This window comes from Sphingomonas adhaesiva (assembly GCF_002374855.1).
In the GTDB taxonomy this organism is placed as follows: Bacteria; Pseudomonadota; Alphaproteobacteria; order Sphingomonadales; family Sphingomonadaceae; genus Sphingomonas; species Sphingomonas adhaesiva.
Map to the genome: position 1 here is coordinate 1 of NZ_NWVC01000019.1, position 14,018 is coordinate 14,018.

Annotated in this window: 15 protein-coding genes; 4 read left to right on the plus strand and 11 right to left on the minus strand. The window is 63.9% G+C overall.

Going from position 1 to position 14,018, the window contains the following annotated elements; translation table 11 throughout:
• Positions 1-131: 131 nt before the first annotated feature.
• The gene (locus COA07_RS17180; RefSeq protein ID WP_066709925.1) at positions 132-341 is read left to right on the plus strand and encodes a hypothetical protein; all 210 of its coding nucleotides are present in this window, start codon (positions 132-134) and stop codon (positions 339-341) included.
• 131 nt (positions 342-472) lie between these two features.
• Here COA07_RS17180 and COA07_RS17185 read toward each other — a convergent pair whose 3' ends face one another.
• The 10 genes from COA07_RS17185 to COA07_RS17230 all read right to left on the minus strand — a co-directional run bounded on the left by COA07_RS17185 (position 473) and on the right by COA07_RS17230 (position 7,623).
• Entirely contained in the window at positions 473-1,324 is an 852-nt protein-coding gene (locus tag COA07_RS17185; protein WP_066709922.1) for a F0F1 ATP synthase subunit gamma, read from the minus strand.
• Complete coding sequence (locus tag COA07_RS17190; RefSeq protein ID WP_066709919.1) at positions 1,321-2,838, minus strand: F0F1 ATP synthase subunit alpha; 1,518 nt, start codon at positions 2,836-2,838, stop codon at positions 1,321-1,323. The genes COA07_RS17185 and COA07_RS17190 overlap by 4 nt, the downstream gene beginning before the upstream one ends.
• A complete protein-coding gene (locus COA07_RS17195) occupies positions 2,822-3,574 on the minus strand; it encodes a F0F1 ATP synthase subunit B family protein (protein WP_066709915.1) in 753 nt (250 codons plus the stop codon). Before COA07_RS17195 ends, COA07_RS17190 begins: the two co-directional genes overlap by 17 nt.
• Before the next feature lie 5 nt (positions 3,575-3,579).
• A complete protein-coding gene (locus tag COA07_RS17200) occupies positions 3,580-3,822 on the minus strand; it encodes a F0F1 ATP synthase subunit C (protein WP_066709912.1) in 243 nt (80 codons plus the stop codon).
• Positions 3,819-4,508 carry a F0F1 ATP synthase subunit A gene (locus COA07_RS17205; protein ID WP_083956816.1) on the minus strand — a complete coding sequence of 230 codons (690 nt, stop codon included), beginning with the start codon at positions 4,506-4,508 and terminating at the stop codon, positions 3,819-3,821. Before COA07_RS17205 ends, COA07_RS17200 begins: the two co-directional genes overlap by 4 nt.
• The gene (locus tag COA07_RS17210; protein ID WP_066709910.1) at positions 4,505-4,768 is read right to left on the minus strand and encodes an N-ATPase subunit AtpR; all 264 of its coding nucleotides are present in this window, start codon (positions 4,766-4,768) and stop codon (positions 4,505-4,507) included. The genes COA07_RS17205 and COA07_RS17210 overlap by 4 nt, the downstream gene beginning before the upstream one ends.
• Positions 4,765-5,040, minus strand: coding sequence for an AtpZ/AtpI family protein (locus COA07_RS17215; RefSeq protein ID WP_211280990.1), 276 nt, complete (start codon positions 5,038-5,040; stop codon positions 4,765-4,767). Before COA07_RS17215 ends, COA07_RS17210 begins: the two co-directional genes overlap by 4 nt.
• Positions 5,037-5,444 (minus strand): F0F1 ATP synthase subunit epsilon, encoded by a 408-nt coding sequence (locus COA07_RS17220; protein WP_066709908.1) that lies wholly within the window; start codon positions 5,442-5,444, stop codon positions 5,037-5,039. Before COA07_RS17220 ends, COA07_RS17215 begins: the two co-directional genes overlap by 4 nt.
• Complete coding sequence (gene atpD, locus COA07_RS17225; protein ID WP_066709906.1) at positions 5,425-6,849, minus strand: F0F1 ATP synthase subunit beta; 1,425 nt, start codon at positions 6,847-6,849, stop codon at positions 5,425-5,427. Before atpD ends, COA07_RS17220 begins: the two co-directional genes overlap by 20 nt.
• 69 nt (positions 6,850-6,918) lie before the next feature.
• Complete coding sequence (locus COA07_RS17230) at positions 6,919-7,623, minus strand: Crp/Fnr family transcriptional regulator (RefSeq protein WP_083956814.1); 705 nt, start codon at positions 7,621-7,623, stop codon at positions 6,919-6,921.
• A 598-nt stretch (positions 7,624-8,221) separates the two neighbouring features.
• Between COA07_RS17230 and COA07_RS17235 the strand changes: the two genes are divergently transcribed.
• From COA07_RS17235 to COA07_RS17245, 3 genes are all read left to right on the plus strand, one after another.
• On the plus strand, positions 8,222-9,415 hold the full coding sequence (locus COA07_RS17235; RefSeq protein ID WP_066709928.1) for an acetate/propionate family kinase: 1,194 nt from the start codon (positions 8,222-8,224) through the stop codon (positions 9,413-9,415).
• Between the two features lie 163 nt (positions 9,416-9,578).
• Positions 9,579-11,990 carry a phosphoketolase family protein gene (locus COA07_RS17240; protein WP_245842220.1) on the plus strand — a complete coding sequence of 804 codons (2,412 nt, stop codon included), beginning with the start codon at positions 9,579-9,581 and terminating at the stop codon, positions 11,988-11,990.
• A 288-nt stretch (positions 11,991-12,278) separates the two neighbouring features.
• A complete protein-coding gene (locus COA07_RS17245) occupies positions 12,279-12,797 on the plus strand; it encodes a hypothetical protein (protein WP_066709901.1) in 519 nt (172 codons plus the stop codon).
• 322 nt (positions 12,798-13,119) lie between these two features.
• On the opposite strand, the gene COA07_RS17250 is transcribed toward COA07_RS17245, so the two are convergent.
• Entirely contained in the window at positions 13,120-13,836 is a 717-nt protein-coding gene (locus COA07_RS17250; protein ID WP_245842221.1) for a site-specific integrase, read from the minus strand.
• Positions 13,837-14,018 lie beyond the last annotated feature (182 nt).

Below are 14,018 nucleotides of genomic sequence, written 5' to 3' on the forward strand. Positions count from 1 at the left end.
GCGCGGCTCAGTCCCGACCATCTCGATAATTCGCGTCGCCATGATGCCGCACCGGTGTCTGCCACAGTGCCGCACCTGTGGCTTGCGCATCACCTCGTCAGCAAGGTGGAGAAGACCGGACGCTTACGGCCTTGCGCGCCGGTTTCGACATCTATCTGGAGCGAGGCTTTGGCTTGCGCGACGCAGGCCATCTCAACTTCGACCAGATCGTACCCAACATGAGCAGCGCCAACGCTGACCGCGCCCTCTCCCAGGTAAGGGACGCTGCGCGCACCCTGGGCGGGCGGATCGCTCCACAACCGGATGACGAGGGCTGGGTCGACTTTTCAGATATGCAATAGGCGCGACGGGTGTTGCACTTTCTGCCGGCTCGGCATGACAATCGGATCCGAGAGGCAGCGACTTTCAGCGATCTTGTTTCTAACAGCTCCCCGGCCGTCACGCACCCCGCAGGCTACGTTGCAAGGCGGGCTTAGGGACTTGTCCAACGCGTCCTAGCGCCACCCGCAAGTTCGATGACCTCGGCCGTGATCTCCTCCTGGCGGGTGAGCTTCTCCTCGGTGGCTAGATCCTGAAGCTTTTGGTCGATGTTCCGCTTTGCGGCCGCCATCGTCTCTACCCTAGCCTCGTTTTCCGCCGAGAATGCCTCCAGTCCCGCTTCGCAAAGTTGAGCAAACAGGAACTCCTGGCCGAGCTGGTCAATCAGATCCGCAGGCGAGAGGTTGACGAGCACTGGGCTCGGGCTTGCTTGAAGAGGAAAGCGCGTCGCGTCGAACGGCAGCAAGGTCCGGCGCTGGATGACGCTTCCCTGGCCAGCGATCCACATCGGGAACACGATATCGAGTCGAGCCGCTGCCGTCGCGGCAAGCCGCTCGAAGACTGCTTCCAGGATTGTTGTCGCAAGCGCTGGAACCGCGGCCGCGCGCTCGGGCAGGCTTCTGCGCCATTCGACACGTACTTGCCGTTCGTCGGCAATCGCAGCCGCGCGTGTGCCGATCAGAAGGATCGTCGCTGTGCCCGCTTCACTGGAAACGGCTTCGATCACCCGCTCGGCATATGCACCGGCAAACCCCTGCTCAGCGCCGAAAGCAACAAGCAGGGCAGGGCCGGATCTCGCGGTTTCCGTCGTCGGACAATCACGTAGAAGCTGCCGTGCCCGTCCGATCGCGTCGGCTGCGGTCGCCGCATAGGCGTGGATCGCGGGTAGATGCGAGTGGGCCTGCTGCGCTCGAGCGCCGGCGATCCCACGCATTGCGTTCACGACCGCGCCAAGCTGTTGGATCGACGTAATCCTGCGATGGATGTCGGCCAATCGCTCGCTCACGCGCCGGCGCCCTCGATATGCGCGACCAACCGCCGGATCGCGTCCAACAGCCCTGCCCGAGCGGCCTCGTCCAGCAATCCACTTTCTTCAACGCTCTTGACGACATCGGGCGCTTCCCGACCGAGCCATTCTGGCAGAGCGGCTTTAATTCTTGAAATCTGGTCGAGGGCCGCATCGTCGAACAGCCCTGCTGCCAAGCTCATCGTCAGAGCGACTTGTTCGACAACGCGCAACGGCTGGTACTGTGGTTGAATGAGCAGGGCTCGCATTCGCCGACCGCGTTCGATCTGCGCTTTGACACGCGGCTCGGGTTGCTCGCCAAAGCGGGTGAACATCTCCAGTTCGACGAATTGCGAGTAGTCGAGTCGCATTGTACCGGTGGCGGAGCGCAAGACCCTGGCCTGTGTCTTGCCGCCCACGCGGCTTACACTTGTTCCGACGTCAATTGCTGGTTTCTGCCCTTCTGCGAAGAGCTTGGAGCTCAAGACCAGCTGACCGTCCGTGATTGAGATAAGATTGGTCGGTATATAGGCGCTGATGTTCCCCGCGTCCGTCTCGGCGATGGGAAGCGCGGTCAGTGTTCCTCCGCCCTTCTGCGGACTCAGGCGTCCCGCCCGCTCGAGCAAGCGCGAGTGCACAAAGAACACATCGCCGGGGTAGGCCTCGCGACCGGGCGGCTGACCGCTCAACAAGGCGATTTCACGGTGTGTCGCTGCGTGCTTGGTTAGATCGTCGATGACGATAAGGGCGTGGCCGCCCTGATCTCGAAAAAACTCGGCGATCGAAAAGCCGGCAAACGGAGCAATCCATTGCAGCCCAGGCGAGGAGGCGGGACTTGCCACGACGAAGATGCAGCGCTCAATGGCGCCATGGCGGCGAACGGCGTCTATGACGCGTGCGATGGTAGAGGACTTCTGACCGACCGCAACATAGACGCAAACAAGGTCACTGTCGCGCTGGTTGATGATGGTGTCGACCGCGACCGATGTCTTGCCGGTGGAACGGTCCCCTAGGATCAACTCGCGCTGCCCGCGCCCGATCGCGAACATGGCATCAATAACGAGAATGCCGGTCTGCACCGGGTGTACGACTAGGTCGCGCTCGATAATGGCTGGTGCGGGTCGCTCCACCGGGTCGAGGCGCGCCGCCTGAATGGCAGGACCGCCGTCAAGAGGTCTACCGAGCGGATCGACGACGCGCCCCAGCAGCGCCACTCCAACCGGCACACGGACGATCTCGCCCGTCCGTTGGACCTGGTTCCCCGCCTCAACTCCGTCCGGATCGTCCAGCAGGACGCAGCTCAGTCTATCGCGCTCGAGGCTTTGGACGAATCCGGTCTGACCATGCTCGAAGCGGAGCAGTTCATCGAGACGTGCATCGGGCAAGCCGGAGATGGATGCGATCCCGTCCCCGGCGGTAAGCACATAACCCACCTGCCGCACGTCGGGTCCCAACGGAACGGCCTCGACACGGGCGCGTGCGCGGCCGAGCCAGTCGTCAGCTGCTTGCGGCATTGTCCTCTCCTGCCATCAGTTGAGCAAGCATGGCGTCAAGGTCGGCGCGCCAACTGTTGCGCACGACGAGGTCGGGGGCGCGCAGCTCCGCTCCGGCAATCAGGTTCGGATCGGTCAGCATGGCACCAGGCTTACAGCCGGGAAGGGAACGGGATAGCGCGGTGCGAAGGCGCTCCTGCTCCTCAGCCGAGAGAGGTACAGCGGTGACGATGTCGAACCCGTCTGGCCCGACCAGTCGCGACCGCTCGGAATCGGTAAGAGAGCGCACCCGATCGCACAGCGCATCGCACATTGCGCTGGCGATCAAGTCGCCCGGGAGGCGGTTGATCAGCTTTAGAGCCATGGCGCCGGCTAGCAGCGCCGCCTGTTCTTGCAGCCCACGAAGGTCGCGCGCTCGATCGACCTCCATAGCGGCGTGCATGCGATCGCGGATCGCTGCCGCCTCTGCGTTGGCCTGATCGATCAGCCGCCCACGCTCTTCCGCCACACCCGCGAGCATTGCGGCGCGATGATCTGCGGCCTTCGCCTCGAACGATGCTTGCTGCACCTGAAGCGCGGCCGCCATGGCCGACGCGTCGCTCCTGGCCGTTTCCGCGTCGGCGAGCAGCTTGTCTGCTGCCGCTTGCCGAGCGGCAACCGCCCGCATCACGGGTCGATATAGAAAGCGCGAGAGAAGCCATACAAGGACGAGGACGTTGATCGCCTGAAGCGCGAGCGTCCAGAGATCGATATGCACGACGATCAGGCGTAGGGATTGGCGAAGAGCAACAGCAGGGCGACCACCAAGCAGTAGATCGCCATGGTCTCGATCATTGCCAACCCCACGAACAGGGTGCGTGAAACCGTGTTCGCCGCTTCCGGCTGACGCGCGATCGCGTCCATTGCTGCCGCCACTGCCCGACCCTGCGCCAGCGCGGGTCCAATCGCGCCGAACGCAACCGCAAGAGCGGCGCCGACGATGCTCGCAAGATGTACCCAGTTCATGCGGACTCCTGTTCAGGAAGAGATGCCTCGGAGATCGCGCTGCCGATGAAGACCATGCTCAGCGCGGCGAAGATGTACGCCTGGACGGCGCCCGTCAGGAGCTCGAGCGCCATCAGCGGGATCGGCACCAGCAGGCCGGCGAGGCTCAGCACGACGCCAATCATGAATGCGCCGCTCATCACGTTGCCGAACAACCGTACCATGAGTGAGAAGCTGCGGGTGAAGAGTTCGACCAGATTGATCGGTGCGAGCAGGATGGAGGGCGTTGCGAAGCTGCGGAGATAGCCTGTCGGGCCCAATGCGCTGATCCCGAAGAAAATCGTGCCACCGAACACGATCAGCGCCAGCGCAGCGTCCGTTTCCAAGGTCGCTGTCGGCGGCTCGACGCCGGGGAGAATCGATGACCAGTTGGCGAGAAGCACGAACAGAAAGAGTGTGCCGATCAGGGGCAAGTAGCGCTCGGGAGGCGCCTCCATCGTTTCTCTGATCTGCTGCGCAATGGCCTCAACGACCAGCTCCACAAACGCCTGAAGTCTTGAAGGGCGCAGCGCCGCCTGGCGAGTGGCCGTCAAGCAGACCAGCGTCAGGGCGAGCATCAGCCCCCAGGTGGTCAGGACTGGCTGCGTGATCGGCACCGGCCCCAGGGAGAACAGCACATGCTGTGCGAGAGGCGATCCGATTTTCACTCGGCCCTGCCGAGCCGATGCATGACAATGTGCCGCCCGCTCATGAAGCCCGCGACGGCGGCGAGCAGCGCTGGCCAACCATGAAAAGCGGCCAGGAGAAGTATCAGAACGGTTGCGACCAGCCTGCCCACCCCGAGGCTGACAATCGCGATCAGCGCTCCTCCCTCGATCCGATACCGGGCGTCATACCAGATCGCGACAAAGTGAGCCGTGCCGGCCAGGCCGCCAAGCGCCAGGAAGAGGAGCGGGACCAGGATCACTGGCGTCCAATCCACTTCCAGCCGAACCAGCAGCCAAGCCCGACCCCCATCAACAGCAGCGGAGCGGTCCAGAAGATGCCGCTCGCCAGACGATGGTCGAGCCATCGGCCAAGGCCCAGCCCGACCAAAGCCGGAACGACGACCTGCCAGCCTAGCACCCCTATCTGCCCGATATTGCGAGCGAGCGAGGGCAGGCTCCGAGCCCGACGAGCGCGGGTGGCCCGGAGGCGAACAGCTTCCGCGATCCGCTGCTCAGGTGATCGCTCGATCACAGTCCGAGCTCCGCGGGCCCGCCTTGCAGAGCCTCAACCATGCGCCGGATGGCTTGCGTTCGAAGCTTTGCCGCGCTGGTCCGGCTGGCCCGCTCGGCATCGAGATGCTCGCGATAACCGGCAAGAACCACCATCTCGAGTTCGTTCAAGTCGGCACTCACATGGGCCTCTCGCGTGACGATCTCTACCTCGCCGGCCAAGACGGTCAGCACGCCATTGCGAACCGCACAGAAGTTCGGCGTTCCGTCGACCTCGCGCCAGGCCACGACAGAGATTTCCAGAACGGTCAGGAAGTCCGCGTGGCGCGGCAGGATGCCAAAGCTGCCGCTTGCGTCCTCAGCTCGCACCGAGGCGACCTCCCGGTCGACCACGATGCTGGTGGGGTCAGCGATGCGCAGCTTCATCGTGCTTCATCGCCTTGCCGCGAGCCTCGTCGAGGTCGCCGATCATGTAAAGTGCGCTTTCCGGCCAATCGTCCGTTTGGCCCGCGAGAATGGCTCGAACGCCGGCGAGCGTCGCGGCGAGCGCGACCGAGCGGCCGCTTTGTCCGGTAAACCCCTCGGTGACCACGAATGGCTGTGTCAGAAATCGCTGGAGGCGCCGCGCTCGTCCCACGACCTGCCGATCTTCCTGCCCCAGTTCCTCCAAGCCCAGCAGCGAGATGATGTCCTGGAGGTCGCGATACCGCGCGACCGTCTCTCGCACCTGCTGCGCAAGCCTGTAATGCTCCTCCCCAACTACCAGAGGATCCAGGAGGATCGAGGTTGATCCCAGTGGGTCGATCGCCGGATACATACCCTCTGCTGCCATCGTACGCGAGAGCAGCACCGTGCTGTCGAGATGGCTCGAGATGGCAGTTACGGCTGGATCGGTGAAATCGTCGGCGGGCACATAGACCGCCTGTATCGCCGTGATCGAGGCTCCTTCGACGGACGCTATGCGCTCTTGAAGCGCTGCGACCTCACTGGCGAGCGTCGACTGGTAACCGACGCGAGACGGCAACCGCCCGAGCAGGCCCGAGACCTCGCTCCCCGCCTGGACGAAGCGGAATACGTTGTCCATGAGCAAGAGGACGTTGCGCTTTTGTTGGTCGCGAAAATACTCGGCTATCGTGAGTGCGGTCATGCCCACGCGCCAGCGTGCACCTGGCGGCTCGTTCATCTGCCCGAATACCAGCACCGTCTTGTCGATAACGCCGGACCCGCGCATGTCGGACAAGAGCTCGTGCCCCTCGCGCGACCGCTCGCCGATGCCGGCGAAAACGGACACGCCTTCGTACCGCGCCACCATCGCGCGGATGAGTTCCATAACGAGCACGGTCTTGCCAACGCCGGCGCCGCCGAACATGGCCGCCTTGCCGCCGCGGGCCAGGGGGGCCAGCAGGTCGACGACCTTGATGCCGGTTTCAAACAATTCCGTCGCCGCGCTCTGCGCCTCCAACGGTGGCGGCGAGCGATGGATCGGGGAGCAAGGTGTGTCTGGCGGCAGATCTGCCCGCCCATCGCCAACCGCACCTACCGGGTTTAGCAGCCGACCGAGGACCAAATCGCCGACAGGAACTGTGATCGGGCCGCCGGTTGCTGCGACTTCGAGGTTACGGGCAAGACCCGTCGTCGGATGAAGCGATACGGCGCGCACGGTATGCTCGTCGATGTGGCTTTGAACCTCAGCGACGAGATCGCCCGTCGGAGTGCTTATCCGAAGAGCCTCGTTGATTGCAGGCAGTGGTGGATGCGGGAAGGAAGCGTCGATCACCGGGCCGCGCACAGCGACCACATGTCCGACATCCCTTGCCTGATCCGTCGACATCACCCGCAGCGCATTGTCAGTGTCGGCGATGGTGGTAGCTGCGATCTGGCCGCATCAAATTGACAACGGTCAACTTCCATGTGTTGCCCGTGTCGCATAGTCGCGCAGCAGGGCAGGGTCGGGGATCAGGAAATCTCGCCGGAGACGGCGCTCGATCAATCCAGCACTTTCGAGCTGAGTCACGGCCCGTGCGACGGCCTCGATCGACGTGCCGAGGTAGTCGGCAACATCCAAACGCTTCATCGGCATGCACAGCACGTTCGTCCGCTCATCGAAAAGCTCGACATGGCTGGCGCAGTCGGAAATGAACCTCGCGACGCGGCGCGGCACGTCAAGTTGCCCTAGACATAGTATGTGACGTTGCGCTTCGCGAAGCGAATGTGCCGTTCTTCTTGCCATGTCGAGCGATATGCGGGCATCTGCACGTAGCAGTTCATTCATTGCCGCCACCGGCGTTCTAACCACGTCGAGGGTGGTAACTGCTTCGATCGTATTGATATAAGCGCCGTCCTCCGCGAGCCCGAATAGATCATTCGCCCACAGGAACGCCACGATCTGCCGTCGCCCGTCCGGCAAGAGTCGACTCGCTCGTGCGATTCCGGCTCTTATGATGAAGACGTTGTCGGCCTGGTCACCTTCTCGGTACGCCGGAGAGTCCGGTGAATACAGGCGGACCGTTCCAACGCGTAGCATCAACGCTTCTTCGCAAGCGGTGAGACCCGCTTTGTCGCCTGCAACCAGCGGGTTGGAATCGGGTTCGAAATTGTCTGGCATGTAAGGTTGCTGTCACTCGCGTCCGTTTCTGCCATGGTACCTGCTTACGCCGACGAGGTCTGCGCCTTTGTCCGGCCGATCGCCAAGCCAGTCGATCGAGCGGGGTCGACCACAGGCGCCGACGCGCGGGCGCTGCCGCCGTTCGAACGCCCGGGGCTGGACTCGGGACAAGCGCTTCGTGATTGACCGTCGTCAAGGAGAAGCATCTTCCGCTGCTCTACGAACCCGCAACCCGTCTGGAGTTCTAATGAGCCTCACTGACCCTGGTTCGCCCACGACGACAGCTCCTCGGGACGCTCGTTGGATGCCGCACTCCGCCGGTCAAGCGCGGCCGTCGGCCGGTCGCTGCGGGGGCGAACTTCGTGAGAGCGAATTTGGACTAGTTCGACAGGCGCTACGAACCTTCGAGGGCGGTAGCGCAGCCTCGCCGGCGACCCTTCGTCCTGCTCACCATGGATGACTGGGGGAACCGTGTTTGGCGGGGATCTGCCGATCGGTGTCTCCAGCCGCCTCGGGGCGGGGCTTCGTTCCTCCGCCTTGGCGGTCCTGCGCGCGCGTGGCGGGACACTAGGTCTTGAGGGCTGGCGGGGAGAGCCATGTGAGCCGAGCCGTTCTCAGTCTCAACGCTGGTTCGTCGAGCATCAAGTTTGGCTTATTCGAACTCGACGGCGACGGGGGCGCTTTCGCCGCCGCGGCCGGCAAGATTGAGGGTATCGGTACGTCGCCCCACCTGGAAGCGCGCGACGCTTCTGGCGTGCTTCTGTCCGAGCAGCGTTGGGGCGGCGGTGCTGCCCTACCCCACGAGGCGTTTCTCGAGACGTTGCTCAACTGGGCTGAAGCTCATCTCGGATCGAAGGAGCTCGTGGGGGTCGGCCACCGTGTCGTTCACGGCGGGCTTCAGTTCACAGGACCAGCGGTGCTCAGCGACTCTGTCGTCGACGAGATCGAGGCTCTCACGCCGCTGGCCCCGCTCCACCAACCCCATAACCTGGCGGCCATTCGAGCCATCCGGAGCGTTCGCCCGCGCCTTCCGCAGGTTGCCTGCTTTGATACGGCGTTTCACCGCACCCAGCCGGCCGTCGCGATGCGTTTTGCGCTGCCTCGTGAACTCGGCAGGCAAGGCATACGCCGGTACGGTTTCCACGGCATCTCGTACGAGTATGTCAGTCGCACATTGCTCAAGGTAACGCCCGAGCTTGCCTCTGCGCGGGTGATCGTGGCGCATCTGGGGAACGGTGCCAGCTTGTGCGCGATGCGCGGAGGCCTGAGCGTCGACACGACCATGGGCTTCACCGCGCTCGACGGGCTCGTGATGGGCACGCGTTGCGGCAGCATCGATCCTGGCGTGCTCCTCTATCTCCTTCAGCAAAAGGGCCTCACCGCTGAGGATGTACAACGGTTGCTCTACGAGCAGTCCGGGCTGCTCGGCGTGTCGGGCCTGTCGAGCGACATGCGTGTGCTCCTGGACAGCGACGATCCTCGGGCGGATGAAGCCATCGAGTTGTTCGCCTACCGCGTGGCACGGGAGGCGGGCGCGCTCGCCGCGTCGCTTGGCGGCGTTGACGCCTTTGTCTTCACCGCCGGGATTGGCGAAGGCGCTGCTTCCGTGCGCGCCCTCATCGCCGAGCGGCTGGCTTGGCTGGGCGTGAAAATCGATGCCGCCGCGAATGCCGCCGGGGAAGGAGTGGTCAGCGCGCCAGACAGCGCCGTGCTGTTGCGCGTCATGCACACCGACGAGGAGCTGATGATCGCGCTGCATACGATCGAGCTGTTGCTCGCGGCCGCGGCATGAACCCACCCGTAAGCCCCAGTGTTCGGCGAAGTTGCCGGCTCGCAAATACGCCGGTCATTCTGCGCAAGCGGCAAGCCGCGCCGACCGAGCCGCACGCACAGGGCGCCGTCGCGCGCCAGCAATCAAGACGTGAAATAAACTTTGTTGAGAACTGGATACTACGATGAGCGAACCCGCGATGAACGAGTGTCTGTCGAACATTTCAGACGAGGAGGCGGCACTGATCCATCGCTACTGGTGTGCGGCCAATTACCTCTCTGTTGGGCAGATCTATCTTGTCGACAATCCGCTGCTGAAGGAGCCATTGCGGGCGGAACACGTGAAGTCGAGGTTGCTTGGGCATTGGGGCACCACGCCCGGGCTGAACTTCATCTATGCCCACCTAAATCGCGTGATCCGCGCGCGCGGTTCGGACGTGCTCTATGTCTGTGGACCAGGGCACGGTGGACCCGGAATGGTCGCGAACACGTGGTTGGAAGGGACCTATAGCGAGATCTACCCGCTTATTGGGCCGGACGAGGATGGCATGCGCCGTCTTTTCCGGCAATTTTCATTTCCCGGCGGCATCCCCAGCCATGCGGCGCCGGAAACACCTGGTTCAATCCATGAGGGGGGCGAGCTCGGCTATTCTCTGATCCACGCCTTTGGTGCGGCGCTCGACAATCCCGATTTGGTCGTCGCCTGCGTCGTTGGCGATGGCGAGGCGGAAACAGGACCTCTCGCCGCATCCTGGCACGGCAACAAGTTTCTCGACCCCGCCTACGATGGGGCCGTCCTGCCGATCGTGCACCTCAACGGCTTCAAGATCGCGAACCCCACCATCATGGGCCGCATGGCCGACGACGCGCTGCGGCAATTGTTCGAGGGGCTCGGGTACGAACCTTTCTTCGTTGCCGGACATCAGCCCGGGGCGATGCATCCGCTCATGGCGCAGACGCTGGACCGCTGCTTCGATAGAATCGCCGAAATCCAGCAGAGCGCCCGCAGCGGCAGCGTCAGCGGCATGCCGCGCTGGCCCATGATCGTGCTGAGGAGCCCGAAGGGCTGGACAGGGCCGAAGGAGGTGGATGGCAAGAAGGTCGAAGGCTTTTGGCGCGCCCATCAGGTACCGATCGCGGAAGCCCGCGAGAATGAGGAGCACCGTCAGCTCCTCGAGACCTGGATGCGCAGCTACTGTCCGGACCAGCTGTTCGACGAGGAGGGGCGACTGCTGCCCGAACTGCGAGCACTGGCGCCGGACGGTGACAAGCGCATGGGGGCAAGTCCTTATGCGAATGGCGGTCGCCTTCGCCGAGCACTCCATCGGCCGAGGTGGTCCGACTTCGCCATCGACGTCCCAGCTCCCGGCGGGGCCGTAGCCGAGGGTACCCGTGCGACCGGGCGCTATCTGGCGGAATTGCTTCGCCTGAACGAAGAGGCGCGGAATTTTCGCGTGGTGGGTCCGGACGAGACGAATTCCAATCGCCTGAACGCGGTGTTCGAAGCGACCGATCGAGCCTGGATGGAGCCGGTCGAACCCTATGACGAGAATCTCGCGCCCGGCGGCCGGGTGATGGAGGTGTTGTCCGAGCATCTCTGCCAGGGCTGGCTGGAGGGTTATACCCTCACCGGCCGGCACGGCCTGTTCAACTGCTATGAAGCGTTCGTCCACATCGTGGACTCGATGTTCAACCAGCATGCCAAGTGGCTGAAGGTTAGCCGGGAGCTGGATTGGAGGCAGCCGGTTCCGTCGTTCAATTACCTGCTCTCAAGCCACGTCTGGCGGCAAGATCATAACGGGTTCAGCCATCAGGATCCGGGTTTTCTCGATTTGGTCGTTAACAAGAAGTCGGACATCGTCAGGGTCTATCTGCCGCCGGACGCCAACACCCTGCTGCGGACGGTCGACCATTGCCTCGGCACCCACAATCGGATCAACGTCGTTGTCGCTGGCAAGCAGCCGGCGCCGCAATGGCTTACGCCCGAACAGGCCGAGCTGCATTGCGCCGCGGGCGTAGGCATTTGGGAGTGGGCGGGCACAGACCAGGACGGCGCAGCTCCAGACGTGGTGCTGGCGTGCGCGGGGGATGTTCCCACCCTAGAGACGCTCGCGGCCGTGGACCTCCTAAGAACACATGTGCCGGATCTGAAAATCCGGGTGGTCAACGTCGTCGATCTCATGACGTTGGAGTCGCGACAGGACCATCCACATGGATTGACCGACGCCGACTTCGACGCGATCTTCACCACGGACAGGCCGGTGGTATTCGCCTTCCATGGCTATCCTTACCTGATTCATCGGCTGACCTATAAGCGTCACAATCACGCAAACGTGCATGTTCGTGGTTTTCGGGAGGAGGGAACAACGACGACACCGTTCGACATGACGGTTCTCAACGGGATCGACAGGTTCCATCTCGCGATGGATGTGATCGACCGCGTGCCCGGTCTGTCGCAGACTGCCAGTCACGCGAAGCAAGCTTTTCGAGATAAGCTGATCGCCCACAAGCTCTACGTCCGCGAGCATGGCGAGGACATGCCCGAAATACGAGATTGGAGTTGGCCGCATGCAACGGCTGCGCAGAATGGCGATTGACTTGTTCGCCCGACGACCGACGGACTGGCTAGGTGCGCAGAAAAGGTGAAGCGGGCGACGCACTTGGCGCACTGATCGGCAAGCGGTCGGCGCCGACCTCGAGAGCGCGGCCGTTCAACGCGGGTCGCCGGACCAACGGGCGCCGCTGAGGAGACTACCAGAGCGTGTCCATGCTCGACGGAGCCTTTCGCTCGCGCCATCGATCCGGGGAGAGTTGCTCGATGTCGGTCATTATGCGACCATATCGTCCCGACCGCTCAGGTAAGTTGGGAACGGCCGATCAGCACCATGTACCGCCTCTCGCAGACCCTCGCGCGCGAGCGCATGTTTTACGCCTCGCCGATGATCGCCGCGCCGAGCGTGATGTTGATCGACATGCCGATCCGAAACCGCGGGGAGGGGCTGGCACTCGGCCGCTACTATGCGATTACCCTGGAGACCGACGAGGAACGCGCCGAGCTGGACCGCTTTCTCGATGAGCCATGCTCGGCCGCGGTTGCGCCTGACCTCCTCGATAGACGCCCGTCGGCATTGCTCTCCGACAACGTCCTGATCTCCCGCTACGAGCCGCCGGAAGGGGGGTGGCCTTGGGTACTCGTCTGCCGCTGGCCGGAGCCATACTCACGCGCTGCCAGGGACACGCCCGGCTGCGACATGGCGCGGGGCTGCTACACGATGGAGGTGTTCGAGAATCCCAACGACGTGCAGGAACATAGCATTGCGCTCCTGGAGCAGCTCGGCGCGCATGGGGAGTTGTTGATAAGGATGCTCACCCCGGCATCGCTAAGCCATCCCGGGACTGCCTGACCGGAGTTGATAGGAAAGGCGCGCAGGCGGAACCAGGTGCCGCTCACTCGACACGCGGTTCCGCCCCTCGCTCTTAGCGGCGTAGAGAAGGCTGTCCGCGGCGGCGATCGTCGCCTCGAGGGTACGGCCGCGTCGCGAGACCACGCCGCAGAGAACGTCACCTCGCCAAGCGGCCTATCATCCTCCCGAAGCCGGAACCGCTTCGCCGCGAGCGCCACACGAGCGCGATCGATGAGATCGATGGCCATCGCCAGCTCGCCTCGCTCGCTGATGAGCTTTCTCGATAAAGCCAAACTACGACCACTGGAAGCGGCACCTCTGGTCACAGAAACCCTGTCCCAGCGTGATCTTTGAAACGCTCGGCGGAGCGCACGTACTCAGAGAGGATCTGAACCGTCTTGTGCCGGCTGACCTCCTGCATCTTGAAGATGGTGGCACCGCGCGCGGCGCTCTCGGTCAGGAAGCCGGCCCGCAAGGAGTGACCAGCAAATTGCCGCTCGTCGAGCCCTGCCTTGCGCGCCGCGGCCTGGACCAGGCGCGCGACTGCCCGATCGCTCATCCCGTCGTCGGTCAGCTCATCGCTCCGGGTCAGCCGTCGGAACAATGGCCCACTATCATGCCCCGCCGCCGCCATCCACGCGAGAAGATGGGCCTTGGGCCGCAACCGCGACCCTTCGAGCACCGCCACCTCCGCGCCTTCCTGACCCTGGTCGGTCTTCGATCGCCCGATGATGACCCGCAGACCCTCGGGCACGAGCTCGATGTCGTCGACGGTGAGCGCGACTTGTTCGGAGCGCCGCAACGCTGCGGCCATCCCGGTCGCGAGCACCGCCCGATCGCGCAGCGCGCGCAGGCCATCGCCGGGGAAGGCGGCGAGCATCGCCTCGAGGATGCCGGCATCGGCCGCGCGCTTGCGCGTCTTCTTGCCGCCCCGGCTGTTGCGGACCCCCGCCATGGTCTCGCGCAGTCTCCCAGCACAGGGCTGCGCGGTGGGCGCCACGAGGTTCTCGGCACGATGATAGTGCCCGATCGCCGCCACCCGGCGCTCGATCGTCGCCGGTGAGCGCCCGCGATCGGCCTCCCAGGCGACGAAGTGTCAATCGGCGTCCAAAAAGGACCCCCTATCGGCGTGCAAAAGGGACCCCCTTCGTCGAGCAGCGTGACGGGTATGACGGGCGCTTTGTTCGCGCTGGTTGCGGCGTAGGGCGGGCGTAGCCCGAC

What these genes read in the sequence shown, in the direction of transcription:
- COA07_RS17190 (WP_066709919.1), bottom strand. Translation starts at nt 2,838, where the DNA reads ATGCCGCAAGCAGCTGACGACTGGCTCGGCCGCGCACGCGCCCGTGTC.
- COA07_RS17200 (WP_066709912.1), bottom strand. Translation starts at nt 3,822, where the DNA reads ATGAACTGGGTACATCTTGCGAGCATCGTCGGCGCCGCTCTTGCGGTT.
- COA07_RS17220 (WP_066709908.1), bottom strand. Translation starts at nt 5,444, where the DNA reads ATGAAGCTGCGCATCGCTGACCCCACCAGCATCGTGGTCGACCGGGAG.
- atpD (WP_066709906.1), bottom strand. Translation starts at nt 6,849, where the DNA reads ATGTCGACGGATCAGGCAAGGGATGTCGGACATGTGGTCGCTGTGCGC.
- COA07_RS17230 (WP_083956814.1), bottom strand. Translation starts at nt 7,623, where the DNA reads ATGCCAGACAATTTCGAACCCGATTCCAACCCGCTGGTTGCAGGCGAC.
- COA07_RS17240 (WP_245842220.1), top strand. Translation starts at nt 9,579, where the DNA reads ATGAGCGAACCCGCGATGAACGAGTGTCTGTCGAACATTTCAGACGAG.
- COA07_RS17245 (WP_066709901.1), top strand. Translation starts at nt 12,279, where the DNA reads ATGTACCGCCTCTCGCAGACCCTCGCGCGCGAGCGCATGTTTTACGCC.